The following is an 18,418-nucleotide window of genomic DNA, read 5'->3' on the forward strand; positions in this document are numbered from 1 at the left end:
ACACCTCTTCAATTTAAATATTTTTTAAAGGCATTCCCTTAACTAACCTTGCACCATTTGCACCTAAGCTTCTTAAACTTTTGCATCCTTGTTCTAAATTTATAAAGAATAAAGGATCTTCTTCTTTTAATTTATCAATAGTTAAACTTATGTCACCTTGATTATTAATTCCTATTCCAACTGAAAGTTTAGAATCATTAGCTGCTAAATTAGCAAGTTCTTTAGCATCATTTAAATCTTTATTTTTTAATATAAAGGGAATTCCTTCTTCTTCTATTCCCCATAGAATTTCTTCTATGTCCATTTCATTTATTCCTAAAGAACAATATACAAATATACTTGGATGATTATAATCCTTAATCATTTTCTTTGACACCCTTTCTGTCAAAGGCTAATACTAGACCAGTTGCAACTGCATTTCTTGGACCTTCGCATCCTCTTATGTTTCCTCTTCCTGCAACTACTCCATAATGAGATAATGCATCTGTTACTAATTCTGGCACCTCAAAATCTAATGATGAACCTCCAACTAAAACAACGAACTCTATATCTCTTATATTTCCTGTAGGAGAAACACTTCTTAATGCTCTTAAACAGTTAGTTACAAAAACTCTTTCTTTAGCAGTTTTTCTAACATTTTTAATCTTTTCTAAAGAATTTTGTCCATCTATAGGAATAAGCATTCCTTCTTTAATAATTACAATCTTAGCAAAAACTGAAGAATCTAAAGGCTTCTCAAAAAACTCTACTGTTCCGTCTTCATGTCTTATATGGAATAAACTTTCAACTTTAGCCAATGGATATTTCTTTATATCTTCTGCAAGACCAAAGTCCTCTATACCCAATTCTGATTTAATAAGCATAGTTACCATGTTACCAGCACCAGCTAAATGTATTGATGTTATATTTCCTTCTTTATTTATAATAGAAGCATCTGTAGATCCAGCTCCCATATCAAGAATAGCTAATGGAGTGTTTGTACCTGGAGTTGTTAATGCTCCTCTTATAGCCATATCTGCTTCTACTCCACCAACTTCCACAGGTACACCCAATTTTTCTTCAAGTTTATTAGCTATTATTTGCATTTGAAGCTTATGAGCTTTAACCATAGCTGCAATTCCAACAGCATTCTCCATTGAAAACTCTTTTGCAAGTCCTCCTTTAACCTTTTGAGGTATAAAAGTATCAACTGCTAATAAGTCCTGAATTTTTATATCCGAAATACTTTGATTAGTTAAGTCAGCCATAACCTGTCTAACTTTTTCAAGCATTCCTCCCACATTAGAACCTGCATCTCCTCTTAAATCCTCTATTGGAGAACAAAGACTAACAGCTTCCATTATTTTTTCAGCACCATCTTCAACATCTACAGATTCTTTTCTTCTTATACCAGTTATATTTATTTTTCCAGCTGGTATTTTTTTCTCTTTAACATCTCCTTGAGGAGTTTTTATTACAACAGCTGATCTATTTCCTATTAAAGCTCTTGATACAGGAACAATCATTTTTGTTTCCTCTGGACTCAAATCGAAAACGGTAGCTATTCCATATGGATTTGATAATTGTCTTATCACAGATCCTTGGGGTGCTACTTCAACAGCTGCCTTCATATCTACAGGAACCTTTTCTAGTAAAGAAACCTCATCAACTATAGGTATTTTTTTATCTAATCTATTGTTAATTAATACTCCATCATCCTTTTGAACTATGGCAGCAGTTATATTAATACCTTTTCTAGTTGCTTGATTTATTCTAAATACAGCCTCTAAAAAGCTTATATTTCCTAAGATTAATGGAATAAATGCATTTTCTTCATCTTTAATATTAGTAATATCTAAAGTTTCTAAAGCTTCTAAACTTATAGTCTTACCAATTCCTAATCCTAGTCCTCCTGGAGTTGAAGGGTTATGTCCTATCATTGTTGATTCAGTTATTATGGTTTCTGTAATTGTCTCCATAGCAACATCCCCTATAACTGGTGCTGCTTCGTTTATTCTAACTAAATCTAAATCATCTAGAGTTAAATTAGCTTTTTTTAATGCTTGATTTAAAGAAGCTATTACTCCACTTATATTTTCTTCCGTACCTTTGATTCCTGTAGTGGGAATTATCCCACTTGACAGAAATTCAACATTATTTTCATAAACCTTCCCTAAAGCAGTTTCTGTAGAAGAGTTTCCTATATCAATTCCTGCTATGATTTTCATGCCTTCACCTCTTGAATTTTACTCTTCTGTTCTTAATTTATTTCTAGTTTCATATACTTCAGCCGCTTCTCTAACAAAATCAGCATTAACCTTAGCATCATATTTTGTTTCAAGTTCATCAGCTATTTTAAATAAATCCTCTTTTGTTGAACGATATGGTCTTAAAGCGTTATACATCTCTAATATTCTATCGTCTGGAACTCTTATAAGCTCTGCAGCTCTTCTAAAGTTTCTAGCTATAGCATCTCTATTCATACTTTCAGCTATTTGAGCTTGCATTTCTAAAGTTTCTGGTGAAATTCTTATATCATCTGCATTGATTTCTCCACTTAAAACTTTTTCTAAAGTTATATCTTCTAAGCCTTTTCCTGTTGGAGTTTTTATTTCTCCTTTTCTCTTAGAAGTTAAAGGATAATCTGCCGCAGTCATTCTCTTGTTTTCCATGATTTCAATCCTTTCTAAATTAAAACTTAACTTCTAATTGAACTGGTTTTTTACCTGGTTCAACATGTTTAGTTTCTTTTATATGTAATAAAGCTGCCTTAGCCATAAATTTAGGTCTAACCATTTGATCATTTTTTACTGGTACTGGTGTTGGTGACTCACCTTTAGCATATTTAGCTGCATTTTTTCCGATTAATCTGTATGTTTCTGGAGTTAAAAGTGGAGCCTGTGAAAATAACTCTAAGTTATTTAATGGTAATAAATCTTTTTGATGTATTACTGTTGTTCCTTTTGATTGTATTCCTATACCTATTCCTGATCCACTTAAACAAGCTGCATCATGAGATATAAAAGATACATCAGATGTTCTTAACACTCTAACTACTCTTGCATTTAATCCTTCTTCTTCGATTCCAGCTATGATTTCTATTAATGCCTCACTATGAGGAACATCAACTATTGTTTTGTTTTGATATTTTAAGAAGGCAGGTGCTAATCCTATAACAACTTCATCTGATCTTAAACCAACTTTGGCTTCTCCAACCTCTTCAACTGCTATTTCTGGTATAAAAGTTCTTTCTTCCATTGTCATTCTCCCCCTACTTTATATCCTCTGGCTTCATTACTGTAGGAACATTTTTAATTTCTTCCCATCTTTCGCCATCTAGTCTATATCCTGTTCCAGGTCCCATATAGTCATTTACATCATTAACAGCACTTATAACATTGAAGTTTTTATCTAATATTGCTGAAGTTTGAAGATAATCTCCAGTAACTCTTTGCTTAAGCATATTTAATAAATTGTTTGCTATATCTTCCATGCCATTTTTACTTAAAGCTTTTATTATATCTAGTCCTGTTATTCTTCTTTCTAACATTTCCTCTGCAGCTTTTAAGTCTTCAACTATATTTCTATCTGGCATTTCTTTACTTCCATGACAGTAAGTAGCTGCTTCAACTTCTTCATCAGTTACTTCTGGGAATCCTAATTCTCTAAAGATTATTTGTATGCATTTAGCAGCTTTATTTCTAACCTTTATAGTTTCTTCTTCTGTAACTGGTCTTACTCCACCATCAACCTTTAAGTCTCTTTGAAGTATGTTGTAATCATCAAAGTCCTCTGCATCGAAGTTTGAACCAGCAAACATGTTATCATAGTTTGGAACTGCACTATATCCTGAGAATATAAAGTCTGTTCCTGGAAGCATTTGCATTAACATTCTAGCTGTTCTTCTTATATCTGAATGAGAGAATGTTTGGTCATTTGCTGATGCAACCTCTATATCAAGCATTGCAGCTATTAGGTTTTCTCCAAGTACAGCTCTGATTCCTGATGGAACAGCTCCTGTCATACCTATACAACTAACTGCACCATTTTGTAATCCTTGAACCCCTGCTCCCTTAGTTATGTATATACATCTTGACTCTAAGTAAAGCATTGATTTTCCTTCTGAGTATCCCATTAATGCTTCTGAACCCGAACCTGATGTAAATCTCATCTTAAGTCCTCTTGAAGCATAAGCTGATGCTAAGAACGCTTTTGACCATGGAGTATCATCTCCATCTGTAAATACTGCCTCTGTTCCATAAACTGAAACTGTTTCTGCATAACTTGTAAGTCCTCTCATTCCTAGGTCAAGTTCAGTAGCTTCCTCAACTGCACATTGAGTTAAAACTCCTCCTCTTCCTACCTGTGAACCTACTAAGATAGCTAATGCATTGAAAGGTGCATATCTTACTATACCTACTGTAGTCTCTTGCTCTGCAAATCCTCTTAAAGCAGCCTCTGCAGCATCTGCAGCTATTTGAACCGGGTTGTCTTTTACGTTAGTAACATGACATTGGTTCGCTGGTGTTCTTCTTGCTCTCATTTTTTGAAGAGCCATCATCATTTCAACAACGTTCATCTCTTGAATAACTTCTACTGATTTCATAGGAGTTATTGATGTTGTTATTTTAACTATTTCATCTCTACTTACATTTATATCAACTAATCTTCTTGCTATCTCTTTAGATGAAAGAGCCATTGATTCTTCTGCATTTTCTATATTTATAGCATAATCAGCTATAAATTTATCTATCATATCGAATTCATCTCTTGTTTTACCATCTAATTCAGTAATTTTTCCATTTTCTATTTTTATTGATGATTTTGGATCATTTGGACTATCTAAAGCTATTAAGCCTTCATCAGCCCACTCTCCTATAAGTCCATCTTGATTTACAGGACGTTCTGATAATACTTGGAATCTTTTAGATTTCACTTTAACGTCTCCTCGCTTTCAAATTCATTTGTTAATTTTTTATCCATGTCTAGATTTTAATATAATTTTAATTAAATTCCATCGAAAAATCCTCATCTATTATGTTAAATTTTTGTCGTATTTTATATAAAAAAATAGGATTATTTTAACTTCACATATATGAAAATTAAAATAATCCTATCTAAATATCATTTTTTTAATACTTTTACCTCTATAAGGTGATATTTTCCTATCAATCTTGATTTTTTTATAACAATTTCTCATCTTATTGCCGTAATTTCATATGTAACAATCCTCACGAAAATAAAAGGATTGTTAATTTAATAATTAATTTATTCTTCTCTAAAAGCCTTAGGCGTCAATCCTGTTATCTTTTTAAATACCCTTATAAAATAACCACAATCATCAAAGCCTAAATCTAATGATATATTGATTATAGGTTCTTTACTCTCTTTTAGTAATTTTTTTGCCTTATCTACTTTTTTTTCATTTATATAAGTAATTACTGTCTTGCCAGTTTCTTTTTTAAAGATTCTACTAAAGTATCCTGGACTTAAGTTACAAATAGATGCTAATTCTTCAAGCTTAAGCATTTTATCCATATTATCATCTATATACTTAGAAACCTTACCTACAAGATTTTCCTTTTCATCAAAACAACCTTCTGATTTTTTTTCAAAATTATGATTTGTATTTTCTACTAAAACATTATTGTTTTCTACCTTATCTATAATCCCATCAACAATTTCTGTTATCTTATCTGGCTTTATTGGCTTTAGTATATAATCTGATCCACCTAGCACTAAAACCTTATGTATAAATTCAAAATCATCATATGCAGTTAGCATTATTATTTCCTTATTAGGATTTTCTTTTTTTATAAGCTCCAGAGCTTTAATACCATTAATTCCTGGCATTTTTATATCCATGATTATTACATCTGGGTTATACTCTCTATTTAACTCCAAAGCTTCCTTTCCATTTTTAGCCTCAATAATTTCTTTCACTCTTAAATTCTTCTTTAATATGGCAATTAAAACACTTCTTTCTAATTGCTCATCATCAGCAACCATTATGCTAACCACTAAAACGCACTCCCTCTATTAAAGTTTTTTAGGTATTGTAATTTCAACTTTAGTACCTTTTTTAACTTTACTCTCTATATTTATAATGTACTCATCACCATAATAATGATACATTCTTTTATTAACATTATTTATTCCGACTTTATCAAATCCAACTTTATCTCTACTTTTTATTTCATTTCTAATTTCACAAAGTTTTTCAACTGGTATTCCAACTCCATCATCAATTATTGTAATAAGCATACTTTCTTCTTTATTAGTAATTGATAAATTAATTGTTCCACCTTGCTCTTTTTCCTCAATTCCATGTAACACTGCATTCTCTACAAAAACTTGAAGAGCCATAAATGGAATTTGAACATTAGAATCATCTTCATTAAAATCTATATTATATTTTATTCTTTCTCCAAAGCGTACCTTTTGAATCTCTAAGTAAGCTTTAACATGATTTATCTCTTCATCAAGTCTTACAATTTTATTAGCTTTTTTCAATGTATATCTTAAAATATATGATAAATTATAGATTACCTCTTGGGTTTTAGGAGCATCTTCTATAATAGCTAAAGAGGCTATACTATTTAATACATTGAATAAAAAATGAGGATTTATTTGAGATTGAAGGGCCTTTAACTGACAAGCTTTATATTCTTCTTCAAGTTCTAACTTACTTCTTTCCGCTCTTGCAATTTCTATGTTTTTTTTGTAAATCTCATTTTGAGTTCTCTTTAAAAGCGCCTCTTCAACAATGTAATTGCTTACATGAGACATCATTTCAGAAACAGCTTGTATTTTATCAAAGCTTAACACTGGAATTTTCTCATATGCTTCAAGTATTTTTTCTTTTTCCATAGAATCATATTCTAATTCTTTCGTAAGAACCTCCTCAAGGTTATAATCCTCTGCATTCTCTAAAAGAACCTGTCCAACCATAACAGCACCTAAGTATTGACCATCGATTATTATAGGAACTGCAACATCAACAAGACCTCTATGGCATTTATATATGTAAAAACTTCCTTCTCTAGCAGCTTCTAATCCACCTCTTGAATCACATTTTTCACATAATTTAGCAAACTCTTTTTTCTCTCTTATAAGTCTACAAAATTCACTACATCTACTATGCTTTGTAACAGGTATTCCTTTGTAATCCACTGTAATTATTGCAAACTCCGTTGCTCTAGATATGTCATCCTGTATTTTTTGAAAAGAATTAACGTCTAAAATCTCCCTAATATCTAATAAGCCTGCCATATGTCCTCCTTTAAGAACTTTATAATATATACGTTATACTGTGCTATAGTAAAAATAATATTTCTAAAAAACAATACTAATTCTTGATATTTTATATTTGCAAAAAAAAATTATTATCTATATTTAGGTATAGATAATAATTTTTAATCCCTTTAACTTAGCTTATTAAAATATATTTACATAAACTAAGGCTCCACATATTGCCCCTAGTATAGGTGCAACAACTGGAATCCAAGCATACTCCCATTTAGAACCACCTTTTCTTGGAATAGGCAGTAAGAAATGTGCTAATCTTGGACCAAAATCTCTAGCTGGATTTATTGCATATCCTGTAGGACCACCTAAACTTAATCCAATAGCCCATATTAGACATCCTATTATAATTACTTTTACACCATAATCTATGTTTTGAGCACCAATTCCTAATACAGCAAAAGCTAAAACAAAAGTTCCAACAAACTCTGTTAAAAAGTTTATCTTATGATCTTCTATTTCTGGAATAGTACAAAATACACCTAATTTTGAATTTTGATCTTCTGTCTCTTCAAAATGATTATAGTAAGTTATGTAAACTACAACAGCTCCTAAGAAAGCTCCTAAAAGTTGTGCAATTATATAAGGAATAACTTGAGCCCATGAAAATTGTCCAACAATAGCTAAAGCTATTGTTAATGCTGGATTAAATAATGCTCCACTTACACTAGTAAAAAGTGCTGCTGGTATAACTACAGCTAATGCCCATCCAGTAGTTATAACTATCCACCCTGAGCTATTTCCCTTTGTCTTCCTTAAAACTACGTTAGCAACAACGCCATCACCTAATATTATAAGTAGCATCGTTCCTATTAATTCCGCTAATAATGTTGCCATAAAATATACTCCTCTATACTTATGGCACAAATACAATATTCTTTAATAAAACTTTAATATTTCTTTAACAACACTTATAATATAATACACATGTTAAAAAATAGTCAAGCTTATAATTAAAATTTCTTTTTATTTTTAATATATTTATTAATTTGACTAAAAAAACATTCCATTTAGAGCAAATTTATCCATGTAAATCTTTTAAATTAGTTAAAATTTCAACATTTTAGGATTCTTTATTATTTTCTTTCAAACCCTCTGAAATTTCATTTAACTTGTCTTCTATTCTATTTAATCTATTCATTAAACTTACTATCATTTTTATTGCTTTAATAACTAAATACACAATTAAAACTATTAATCCTATGTTGAATAAAGTAAAAATTATCCTTAAAAAATCTAATTCCATTTTATCTTCCCCTTTCAATATATTAATATTGTAATTTATAGCTTCAGTTCTTTCAAATTTTTTTGTAAATTCTCTATACTTATTTACAAATATTCTTTTTGTATATTTTCTTAATTTTTATGAAAAATTTATTTAAAATTTTCATGATTTTTTGATATTTTTATAGCCATAAAAAAATGTAAACATTATCCCATCATATTTTAATCCAATATGTTTTTATACGACGAACTCTTGTATTTATGCATATTAAGAAGACATTTGACATCCATATTATATTTGATATATAGTTATTTTTAATTGGATTTTAATTTATTTTTAATTTTATATTTATTCATAATTTATATTTTACAGATAAAAACTTAAGCAAATATAATATTTTTTACTGGGGAGGATACTAATATGTATAGCTTAAAAAATGATTATAGTGAAGGAGCTCATCCTAGAATATTAGAAGCTTTAATGGAATCAAACTTTTCTCAAGAAGAAGGTTATGGCTATGATAGTCATACTCAAAATGCAATTTCAAAAATAAGAGAACTTTCTCAAAATGAAAATATAGATGTCCATTTTATTTCTGGAGGAACTCAAACTAACCTTATAGCAATAGATGGTTTTTTAAGACCATATGAAGCATGTATATCACCTAATACAGGGCATATCGCTGTTAATGAATGTGGTGCTATTGAATATACTGGTCACAAAGTCATAACTATTGATTGTAATGAAGGAAAACTAAATCCAGATTTAATCGAAAACTTATTAATTGAATATGATTCTGAACATGTTTTAATACCAAAATTAGTTTACATATCTAATCCAACAGAACTTGGTACAGTTTATGATAAAAATGAAATGAAAGCACTTTATGATTGTTGTAAGAATAATAACCTTCTTTTATATGTAGATGGAGCAAGACTTGGTTCAGCCTTATCTCTTGAAGAAGCTAGTCTTTCTCTAGCTGATATGTGTAAATATACTGATGCATTTTCGATTGGAGGAACAAAAAATGGTGCTCTCCTAGGAGAAGCTTTAGTTATAAGTAATGAACTTTTAAAACCTAATTTCAGACATAATATTAAGCAAAAAGGTGCTCTATTAGCTAAAGGAAGACTTTTAGGGATACAGTTTGAAGAATTATTTAGAGATGGCTTATACTTTGAATTAGCATCTCACTCAAATAAAATGGGTAAACTTTTAAGCGAAGGTTTAAAGGAATGTGGTTATGAGCTTCTAATAGAATCTCCTACTAATCAAATTTTCCCAATCCTTCCTAATAATATAATTGAAGAGCTTGAAAAAGATTATAGATTCTATAGATGGACTAAAGTCGATGAAAATAAATCTTCTATAAGACTTATAACCTCTTGGGCAACCAAAGAAGAGGCAATTAAAGATTTTATATTAAAAGTTAAAGAACTTACAAAATAAATAAAAAATATAGGTCGTATAATAAATACGACCTATATTTTTATATGCTTAAAACTTGACCTGTAGCTATATAATTAATCTTATCTCCAAGTCTCTGTTCTAACATTTTAAAAGCTTTCATACCGGTACAGTGGCAAGTGTAAAAATTAGTGTCTCTTTCAATCAGATTATCTCCTAATGTATTTATAAAAGTATCACTTTCACTTCTTCCTGTTGCTGGATTAAATATATGGAAACCACTTATAACATAGTCTAAGTCTTTTCCTACAATTACTTCTGCCTTATCAAGAATGTTTCTTATATCATTATGAGCACAGCCACCAAATAAAATATACTTTTCTCCCTCTTTTATTATAAGGTTTTGTTCATGAGTAAAATCATCTTCTAAATAGATTCCATTCACTCTCTTATATAATGCTCCATTAAACCCTGAACTCTTATGATTATTTTCAACTGTTGAAAATAAGTACAGTTCGCTATCAATTTTCATATCACCATCAGTTAATATTATTCTTGGATTTAATTTTAAGTCTTTGTTTAAACCTATATATTTTTTAAACAATCCAACCACACTATAGTGTTCATTAAAAGCATCCTTGTGTATATATATCTTAGCTTTATTGTTTATTTTTAAGAAGTATTCTAACCCTCCACCATGGTCACTATGTCCATGAGATATTATAACAGTATCAACATCAGCTAAATCGATATTTAATTTTTTTGCATTTTCTATAAAAACATCCTTTGGCCCTAAATCAAAAAGTATACTTTGGTTTTCTGTTTTTATATGAAATGATAACCCATGCTTGTTGTTATATTCACTTGCTAACTTTGTATTTTCTACTAAGGTTGTTATTACCAAATTACTCGCTCCTCTCAGTTCTCTTTTATATTAAATATAGTTTGGAAATTTATACATAAAATACCCTTATTTAAATATTCTTAATTTTAAAAATTGTACTTATTAATATTAATAAAATTATTATACCTAATAAAAAACAAAACACTTTTTCAACATCAGTGCCTAAATCACCACTAAACAAACAATACTTTTAGGTAAATCCAAACTTAAAGCACCTAATAATTAACACACTTATTTCTTAAATAAGATATGCTATATTTATATTATTTATGTAAAATATTACCTTGTTTTATAAGATTACTTATAAAACAATTTATTAATATTGATATAAAAAGCTTTATTATATTTTTCATAAATAATAAAGCCTTCAAAAAATTATAATGGTAATAAGGTTATTTTCTTAGCAGCTTCCTTCTCTTCTTCATTTAAATTTCTTGAAACATATTCATAGCAATTTAAAATTAAATCTGAATAAGTATCAAAAGCTTCCTGATTTGCAAAACCTTTTCCTTCAAACATCCTATCCATTATTTGCATAAGATTTTTTATATACAAATATGGATTTATAAAAGTACTCAAATCTCTAAATCCATCACCTTCATAATCTTTAATCTCGTCTTGTAGTCTATGATCGCATTCTCCCTTACAGCATGGAAGAACCCTTACTATTTGATCATTTTCATCAGTTATTATTTGAACCATAGACATTTTTATATTATCCATTAAATCTTTACCACATACAACACATTTTAATGTTTCATTGTTTGAAAATATATTTGATTTTTCCATCTTATTTACATCTCCTTTGTTATAATAACTTCATGTTCATTAACAATTTATTGATTTTATAAATTGTATTTTTCTCATCGATATTATCTTCATAACAGGCTACATAAATACTTCTTCCCGACTCTAAATGTAAAAACCAATTATCTAGCATATTTAGATAAATATACTTTATATATAAATCATTAAACTCTCTTCCAACAAATCCATTCCCACTATTATATACCTCATTACTAACAGCATAATTAGAATGATATATTATATCTTCTGGATTGCTCTGTATTAACTTTAAATTTCCCTCAAAATCTATTATTAGAGAGTTATTATATCTATCATCTCCTTCTTTTAGAACTCTTCTTATATCATCAATCGTAAAAATATTAGGCTTTGTTTTTCTATGTACTACTATCTCAATATTAAAATTATCAACCCCAAAACAACTTATTTGAAAGCCTCCAACATTGACCTTTTCTCCGTTTATAAGAAGAATATTATTATTAACAAGCCACTTTTCAGCCTCTTCATGAGTATTAAATATCATATCATTTTTAAAATCAATCTTTAAAAAATTTTCTTGAGGTTCCCAATCATAGTTATTTTTAAGTCTATAAACTGAATCTAAAGGTATTTTATAAGCATTAATTGTAAAAACCATATCCTCACCCCTAATTATCAAGAATAAAAGTAAAATCAAAGCCAAATAATTACAATTTAATTATATCACCCCCTTAACTTTTTGTACACATTTACATAAATATAAAAGCGCTATAATGTCGATAATATTCATTACTATTAGTATTATTGTAAAATTTATGTAACTATGATATTCTCATTAATAGACGTAGAAATAAGGAGAGAATATTTTGAAAAAGAAATATAGCATTATCTTAGTTTTTCTTATGCTTATATTCTTATTTTCTAGTATATTTAAAGAATATAGTGTATATGGAAAGCCTTCAGACAATCCCAATAAAAACTATTTAACCGAAAAAATAATATTGGACAATATAGAAAATACTTATAAAGAAGCTAAAATTACTCCTTCATACATAAATAAAGCTAGAAAATATTTAAATTCAAAACCTAAAAATTGTGACATTTATTTTTCTCTAGGTTATTTTGATTATGTATCAAAGGATTATAGTAGTGCTATTAAAAATTTTATTAATGCCAAAAATGCTATTAATGATGCTTCTTCTGATTTTGTAAGAATATATACTTATATTTTTTTAAATAGATGTTTAATCGAAGAAAATAATAGTTTTGGAAGATATTCAGGATTAGTTGAAAATGCACAGGATGCAATAAAATATATAAAAGGAGATAGCTCTTTAAAGAATGATACTTACATAATTAATGATGTCTTAAAAACTCTTACTAGTGTATCTTATACTAGAAATGCTGCAATAAATATACTAAATAACTATATTGACAAGACAGGTGGACTTACAGAAGAATCTAAAATAGCTTTAAATTATTATCTTGCTAATTTTTATTTATTAAACTTTAATTATGCTAATGCCACTTATATTTATCTAGATATTATAAATAGTATAAATACTGAAAAAAATATAAATGGTGGAGAAATCTATAAAATAAAAGCATATACTTCTTTAGGAAATATAAATCTTCAATTAAAAAACTTTAGTACAGCTATTGATTTCTACCAATTAGCTGTTAAAACGCCTGTTAAAAATGATAAAATTGATGCTAAATCAAAAGTTGAGGCTTACATAAATATAATTGATTCATATACTAATTTAAATTATTTTTCAAGTGCTGAAGACGCTGCCAAGAAAGTACCACCTTTACTTACCAAATTATCTTCCTCTTATAAGGATGATGCTGAGATATTATACCTAAATAGTTTAGCTCTATTAGCTATAAAAAGAAAAAACTTTAAAGAAGCCGAAGATTATATAAATAAAGGATTTGAACTTTTAAAAAATGATAATATTTCTATATATTCTAACAAAGATATTACCTTTAAATTAACATATGCAAATCTTTTGTTGGAAAAAGGAGATTATTATAATGCTTTAACTGAATATAATGAAGATTTGAAAGAATCCAATAAAAGAGGTGCAATATTAAATATACCTATCTATGAGGGATTAGTGAAAACTTATGAAGCCCTTGGTGATACTGAGAAAGCTTTAAATTTTAGTAAAAAACTAATTGAAGAAAAAGATAAATTTCAAAATGAAATAGATAACGATTATATCGATTATGCTATAAAAGCTTATGAAAATGAATTACTTAAAGAACAAAAGAATAGAGAACAACTCTATATGATTATATTAATAACTATTGTTAGTTTTTTACTAATAATTATTTTCACAAGGATGAGATTAATAAAGTTATTAAAAAAATCTAATTGTACTGATGGAATGACAAATCTTTTAAATAGAAAGTTTTTAGCTTCATATGCTAGTAAAAACAAGAAATTTCTTGAGCTTAATGAAATTTCAATACTACTTATAGATATTGATTATTTTAAAAATTACAATGATAATTATGGTCATATAAAAGGAGATGAAGTTATAAAGTCTGTTTCTCAATCTATTTTAACTAATATTGATAAGGAGGATTTTGCTATACGATATGGTGGTGAAGAATTATTAATTATACTTCCAAAAAGATCTGAATTAGAAGCAAAAAAAATTTCATTTAAGATTCAAGCAGATTTAAGACTAAAGTCAATTGAACACAAATTCTCTTTAGCCGATCAATATGTAACTATAAGTGTAGGAATATATACAAAGGCAAAGGGAGTAAAAGAAAATATTTATGATATGATTCAAAAATCAGATGAGGCATTATATTTAGCTAAAAACAATGGTAAAAATAGAATTGAAGTTTTCTCAAAGATAAAAACAAACTAGATTATTAAATCTAGTTTGTTTTTATTTTTTCACTAAAACTTTCTAAAGTAATCATATATTTTTTTTACTTATACTCATTAAATGAATATATCTCCTCTATATTTTTCCTAACTTTCTTTCTTGTATTCTTATTATCATAATATCCTAAAGATATTACTAAATGAATTTCTTTACTACTTGGTATTTTAAGAAGATTTTTTATATTTTTTTCTTTGAACCATCCCATCATACAAGTGCCAAGTCCTAATTCTGTAGCAGCTAAGCATAAATGTTCTGATGCAATCCCAATATCTATTGATGTATAATCCTTTTTCTTTATAAGTTCTCCCATCTTAGATGTAAAATTACGTTTTTCACCAACGACTACAATAAATACTAGAGAAGTTAAGACAAATTTATTAATTCCTATTAATGGATCATATAGGTTATCTGCAATTTCTTTTGCCATTTCTCTATCATCAACCACAACAAATTTCCAAGGTTGAGCATTACAAGCTGATGGTGCTAACCTAGCCGCTTCAATTATTTTCAATATTTTTTCTCTTTCAACCTCTTTATCTAAATATCCTCTTACACTCTCTCTTTTATTTAATAATTCAAAAAAATTCATACATATTCTCCTCTAAAATTATATTCAACAAACTTATTTTATCATTTATTAAAAGATTATGTGTATATTTAATTCCTATTCCGCTCTTAATTCCTTCATACTCTCTACCAATATTTTCTATGTTATAATTTATAATACACTCTAAAATAAATTTATTAATCTCTTAATATCTATCTTACCACTGTTATTTATGGGTAGTTCTTCAACTACAATTATTCTTGGAATTTCATATAAAGAAAGTTCATTTTTTAAAGAAGCTTTTAAAATATTAATGCTAGTATTTTTACTTTTTAAAATATATACTTAATGATTAGACATTCTTACTTTATAGGTGATATAATAAGCAAATAAATTCACTTAAAGTTTTTGGTGAAATATTTTATAAATACTAAAGAATAAACCATCTTATTTTAAGATGTTTTTATTATTAAGGAGAGATTTTATGTTTAAAGTTAATAAAGAGAAGTGCATTGCATGTACTCAATGTATAAAGGATTGTCCTGTAAATGATATATCACTTGTAGATGAAAAAGCTAATATTAAAAATAGAAACTGTATAAAATGTGGCCATTGTATTGCAGTTTGTCCAACTAAAGCTGTTTCAACAGATGATTATAATATGGAAGAAGTTAAAGAATATGATAAGGAAACCTTTGATATAGAATCTGAAAACTTATTAAATTTCATAAAATTTAGAAGAAGCGTTAGAAGATTTAAGGATAAAGATGTAGAAAAAGAAAAGCTAGAAAAAATTCTTGAAGCTGGTAGATTCACTCAAACAGCAGTTAATAGCCAAGATGTTTCTTATGTTGTCATCACTGAAAAAATAGCTGAACTAAGAGATTTAGCTTATGAAAGTTTAAAAGAAAAAGGTGAGTATATACTTAATAATTTAAATGATGAAAATAAGCATTTAAGAAGATACGCCTTAATATGGACTAAAATGTATAAAGCATATAAAGCTGATCCAATAAAAAATGATAGATTATTTTTTAATGCTCCAGTAATTATAGTTGCCTTTTCTCATCATGACTTAGATGGCGAATTAGCCTCTTCAAATATGGAACTTATGACTAATGCATTAGGACTTGGAACCTTCTTTAGTGGCTTCCTACAACTTGCTGCTGAAGGAAATGAAAAAATTCTAACTCTACTTGGAGTTGAAAATAAAAAAATAGCTTCATGTATGGTTATAGGCTATCCAGCAATTACATATAAAAGAACAGCTCCTAGAAAAAAAGTTGAAGTAAATTGGATTTAAAAAAAGCTCTACTAATTAAATTAGTAGAGCTCTTCTATATTTTATTATTTCACATTTAATTTTTCTTTAGCTAAACTCGGTAATTCATCTGCTTGAACTTCTTTGTAAGAAAGAATAGCATTTAATTCATTACTTTTTGGATCTCTAACACGTACTTCTAAGAAGGCACCTTTTCTTAGATTCTTATCTGCTGTAAATACTACTTTTATTTCATTTCCAGATTCATCATAAGCTTTAATATCTCTATATTCATATCTGTAAACATCTTCCTCACCATCTTTAAATGCAAACTTTTTCTTTCCGTCAACTGACACTTGTAGATAATATTTATCTGAACCAATGTCTTTTAAACTTCCACATCCAGTAATACCTACTGCAACAAAACATAATGTAGCTACTAAAATAATTTTTGATAATATTTTCAATATAAACCCTCCATTTAAATAAAATATAAAATTTTATGTTTTAATTATAATTTTTTATTTTAATTTGTTATATTGATTTATCTTTCGTTAATATTACATTTTTGTAAGATATAATAGTTAATCTGAACTTTTTATTTACTAAAAGCTATTTTAAATTTTTCTTTGTACATAAATATATCTCATGTGACACTTACAATGTCTCTCTTTCAACATCTTTATATGTATCTCCTCATCAAAATACTTAGTTACCTTTAAATAAAATACTAATGTTGTAATAACCATTAAAACAAATCCATATACATATATTCCCCTATAATTCAATTTATCTATTATAAGACCTCCCATAAAATTCCCTATCGAACTGGACAATCCGTTAACTAATAATTTAACTCCTGCAAAGATATCTCTATTCTCTAACTCTATATGACTCATCATAGAACTATCTAAAGAAGAACCTACTAGGCATGCACTTGCTGCTCTACATATTAAAGCTACAATAAAAACAACTGTAGGAAGACCTAAAGAAAGACAAAATGTACTTAGTACTATTCCAAGCATAGCTAAAAGTTCAAATTTACGTATACCAAGCTTCTCTATAACCATTGGCATTAGCGTTATGCTTATCATATTTAGAGAAGTTATTATAAAGTTAATTATAGAAATAATTGTATTGCTTAAATTAAACTGATTCTTAAGTATTAAATTATTATATGGCCAAATTGCACTCCCTCCTATAGATAATATAAATAAAAACATAGCAAAAACTCTTATCCTCTTATGAGTTTTAAATAATGTTAATGCATTTTTTAAAGCTTTATTTACTACTTTACTATCACTCTTAATTCTCTTGTCTTTTGGAAGTAAGAATAATCGTATTATAAAAGCTCCTATTGTCATCATGGTAGCTAATAAAAAAAGAGTTTTATAGCCAACATTAATAAATATCGGAATTTTATTTATATTTCCTGCTAACAGCCCTCCCAAGGTTGATGCAATAAAATTCACTGATGATTTATAACTATAAGCGCAACATTCTTTATCTGGTGTTGTATATGAATATAATAACTGTAACTCTGTAACCTGAATAAAGCATAAGCCAATATTAACTAAAATTTGAGCTATTAATAACATAAAGTAACTTATAAAAACAACATAAAACCCCATTCCTAATGCACTTAAAAGACATCCAGCTGCCAATACAGTTTTTCTTCCTAAGATATTAATAAATGGTCCTACAAAAAATCCAACCATAGATGATAATGCTCCTATAGAGAAAAGTATTCCTATTTTATCTGGAGGTATTTTTATTTCATTTAGATATAAAATTTGTAAAAAACCATATATTCCAAAGGCTCCAGCTAAAATCAATTCACTTATAACTATTATTTGAACATTTCTAGAAAATGAAGCATAATTTTTTATGGATTTAAACTTATCCATTTATAATTTCCTCCTTTGTAAAGTTTTTATTTAATTAATCATTTAAAATATACAAAATTATAATAAGCAATATTTTTTAAATTTATGTATTTGCTAATTTTATATAAAATTTAAATAGTCTAGATTTATTTTTAGATAAAATAAAAAGTGTATTAACTTATAAAAAGTTAATACACTTAAATACTTATTTA

General features: G+C 27.8%; 18 protein-coding genes. 3 read left to right on the forward strand and 15 right to left on the reverse strand.

Annotated features, from left to right (window positions below; translation table 11 throughout):
- Positions 1-13: 13 nt before the first annotated feature.
- The 9 genes from OIF33_RS07160 to OIF33_RS07200 form a co-directional block, all read right to left on the reverse strand.
- A complete protein-coding gene (locus tag OIF33_RS07160) occupies positions 14-364 on the reverse strand; it encodes a glycerol dehydratase reactivase beta/small subunit family protein (RefSeq protein WP_322503542.1) in 351 nt (116 codons plus the stop codon).
- A complete protein-coding gene (locus tag OIF33_RS07165; RefSeq protein WP_322503543.1) occupies positions 357-2,207 on the reverse strand; it encodes a diol dehydratase reactivase subunit alpha in 1,851 nt (616 codons plus the stop codon). Before OIF33_RS07165 ends, OIF33_RS07160 begins: the two co-directional genes overlap by 8 nt.
- Positions 2,208-2,225: 18 nt before the next feature.
- Positions 2,226-2,651, reverse strand: coding sequence for a diol dehydratase small subunit (locus OIF33_RS07170; protein WP_322503544.1), 426 nt, complete (start codon positions 2,649-2,651; stop codon positions 2,226-2,228).
- A 19-nt stretch (positions 2,652-2,670) separates the two neighbouring features.
- Positions 2,671-3,237 (reverse strand): propanediol/glycerol family dehydratase medium subunit, encoded by a 567-nt coding sequence (locus OIF33_RS07175; RefSeq protein WP_322503545.1) that lies wholly within the window; start codon positions 3,235-3,237, stop codon positions 2,671-2,673.
- 13 nt (positions 3,238-3,250) lie between these two features.
- Complete coding sequence (locus OIF33_RS07180) at positions 3,251-4,915, reverse strand: propanediol/glycerol family dehydratase large subunit (protein ID WP_322503546.1); 1,665 nt, start codon at positions 4,913-4,915, stop codon at positions 3,251-3,253.
- A gap of 332 nt (positions 4,916-5,247) precedes the next feature.
- Positions 5,248-6,000 (reverse strand): response regulator transcription factor, encoded by a 753-nt coding sequence (locus tag OIF33_RS07185; RefSeq protein WP_322503547.1) that lies wholly within the window; start codon positions 5,998-6,000, stop codon positions 5,248-5,250.
- 18 nt (positions 6,001-6,018) lie between these two features.
- Positions 6,019-7,251, reverse strand: a complete 1,233-nt coding sequence (locus OIF33_RS07190; protein ID WP_322503548.1) for a PocR ligand-binding domain-containing protein — start codon at positions 7,249-7,251, stop codon at positions 6,019-6,021.
- Positions 7,252-7,416: 165 nt separating this feature from the next.
- Positions 7,417-8,121: an MIP/aquaporin family protein gene (locus tag OIF33_RS07195; RefSeq protein WP_322503549.1), complete on the reverse strand. Its 705-nt coding sequence runs from the start codon at positions 8,119-8,121 to the stop codon at positions 7,417-7,419.
- A gap of 226 nt (positions 8,122-8,347) precedes the next feature.
- Positions 8,348-8,530, reverse strand: a complete 183-nt coding sequence (locus OIF33_RS07200; RefSeq protein ID WP_322503550.1) for a hypothetical protein — start codon at positions 8,528-8,530, stop codon at positions 8,348-8,350.
- 399 nt (positions 8,531-8,929) lie between these two features.
- Here OIF33_RS07200 and OIF33_RS07205 point away from each other — a divergent pair, with 399 nt between their 5' ends.
- Positions 8,930-9,958, forward strand: a complete 1,029-nt coding sequence (locus OIF33_RS07205) for a threonine aldolase family protein (RefSeq protein ID WP_322503551.1) — start codon at positions 8,930-8,932, stop codon at positions 9,956-9,958.
- 40 nt (positions 9,959-9,998) lie between these two features.
- On the opposite strand, the gene OIF33_RS07210 is transcribed toward OIF33_RS07205, so the two are convergent.
- The 3 genes from OIF33_RS07210 to OIF33_RS07220 all read right to left on the reverse strand — a co-directional run bounded on the left by OIF33_RS07210 (position 9,999) and on the right by OIF33_RS07220 (position 12,261).
- Positions 9,999-10,820, reverse strand: coding sequence for an MBL fold metallo-hydrolase (locus OIF33_RS07210; protein ID WP_322503552.1), 822 nt, complete (start codon positions 10,818-10,820; stop codon positions 9,999-10,001).
- Between the two features lie 375 nt (positions 10,821-11,195).
- Positions 11,196-11,609 (reverse strand): hypothetical protein, encoded by a 414-nt coding sequence (locus OIF33_RS07215; RefSeq protein ID WP_322503553.1) that lies wholly within the window; start codon positions 11,607-11,609, stop codon positions 11,196-11,198.
- A 19-nt stretch (positions 11,610-11,628) separates the two neighbouring features.
- A complete protein-coding gene (locus OIF33_RS07220; protein WP_322503554.1) occupies positions 11,629-12,261 on the reverse strand; it encodes a hypothetical protein in 633 nt (210 codons plus the stop codon).
- A 208-nt stretch (positions 12,262-12,469) separates the two neighbouring features.
- Here OIF33_RS07220 and OIF33_RS07225 point away from each other — a divergent pair, with 208 nt between their 5' ends.
- Positions 12,470-14,491 (forward strand): diguanylate cyclase, encoded by a 2,022-nt coding sequence (locus OIF33_RS07225; RefSeq protein ID WP_322503555.1) that lies wholly within the window; start codon positions 12,470-12,472, stop codon positions 14,489-14,491.
- A gap of 64 nt (positions 14,492-14,555) precedes the next feature.
- Here OIF33_RS07225 and OIF33_RS07230 read toward each other — a convergent pair whose 3' ends face one another.
- The gene (locus tag OIF33_RS07230; RefSeq protein ID WP_322503556.1) at positions 14,556-15,101 is read right to left on the reverse strand and encodes a nitroreductase family protein; all 546 of its coding nucleotides are present in this window, start codon (positions 15,099-15,101) and stop codon (positions 14,556-14,558) included.
- A 442-nt stretch (positions 15,102-15,543) separates the two neighbouring features.
- Here OIF33_RS07230 and OIF33_RS07235 point away from each other — a divergent pair, with 442 nt between their 5' ends.
- The gene (locus tag OIF33_RS07235) at positions 15,544-16,362 is read left to right on the forward strand and encodes a nitroreductase family protein (RefSeq protein WP_322503557.1); all 819 of its coding nucleotides are present in this window, start codon (positions 15,544-15,546) and stop codon (positions 16,360-16,362) included.
- A gap of 44 nt (positions 16,363-16,406) precedes the next feature.
- On the opposite strand, the gene OIF33_RS07240 is transcribed toward OIF33_RS07235, so the two are convergent.
- Entirely contained in the window at positions 16,407-16,787 is a 381-nt protein-coding gene (locus OIF33_RS07240; RefSeq protein WP_322503558.1) for a YxeA family protein, read from the reverse strand.
- A gap of 150 nt (positions 16,788-16,937) precedes the next feature.
- Positions 16,938-18,227 carry an MFS transporter gene (locus tag OIF33_RS07245; protein WP_322503559.1) on the reverse strand — a complete coding sequence of 430 codons (1,290 nt, stop codon included), beginning with the start codon at positions 18,225-18,227 and terminating at the stop codon, positions 16,938-16,940.
- Between the last annotated feature and the right edge of the window lie 191 nt (positions 18,228-18,418).

Origin of the sequence: Clostridium sp. LIBA-8841, assembly GCF_034439435.1 — a bacterium.
In the GTDB taxonomy this organism is placed as follows: domain Bacteria; phylum Bacillota; class Clostridia; order Clostridiales; family Clostridiaceae; genus Sarcina.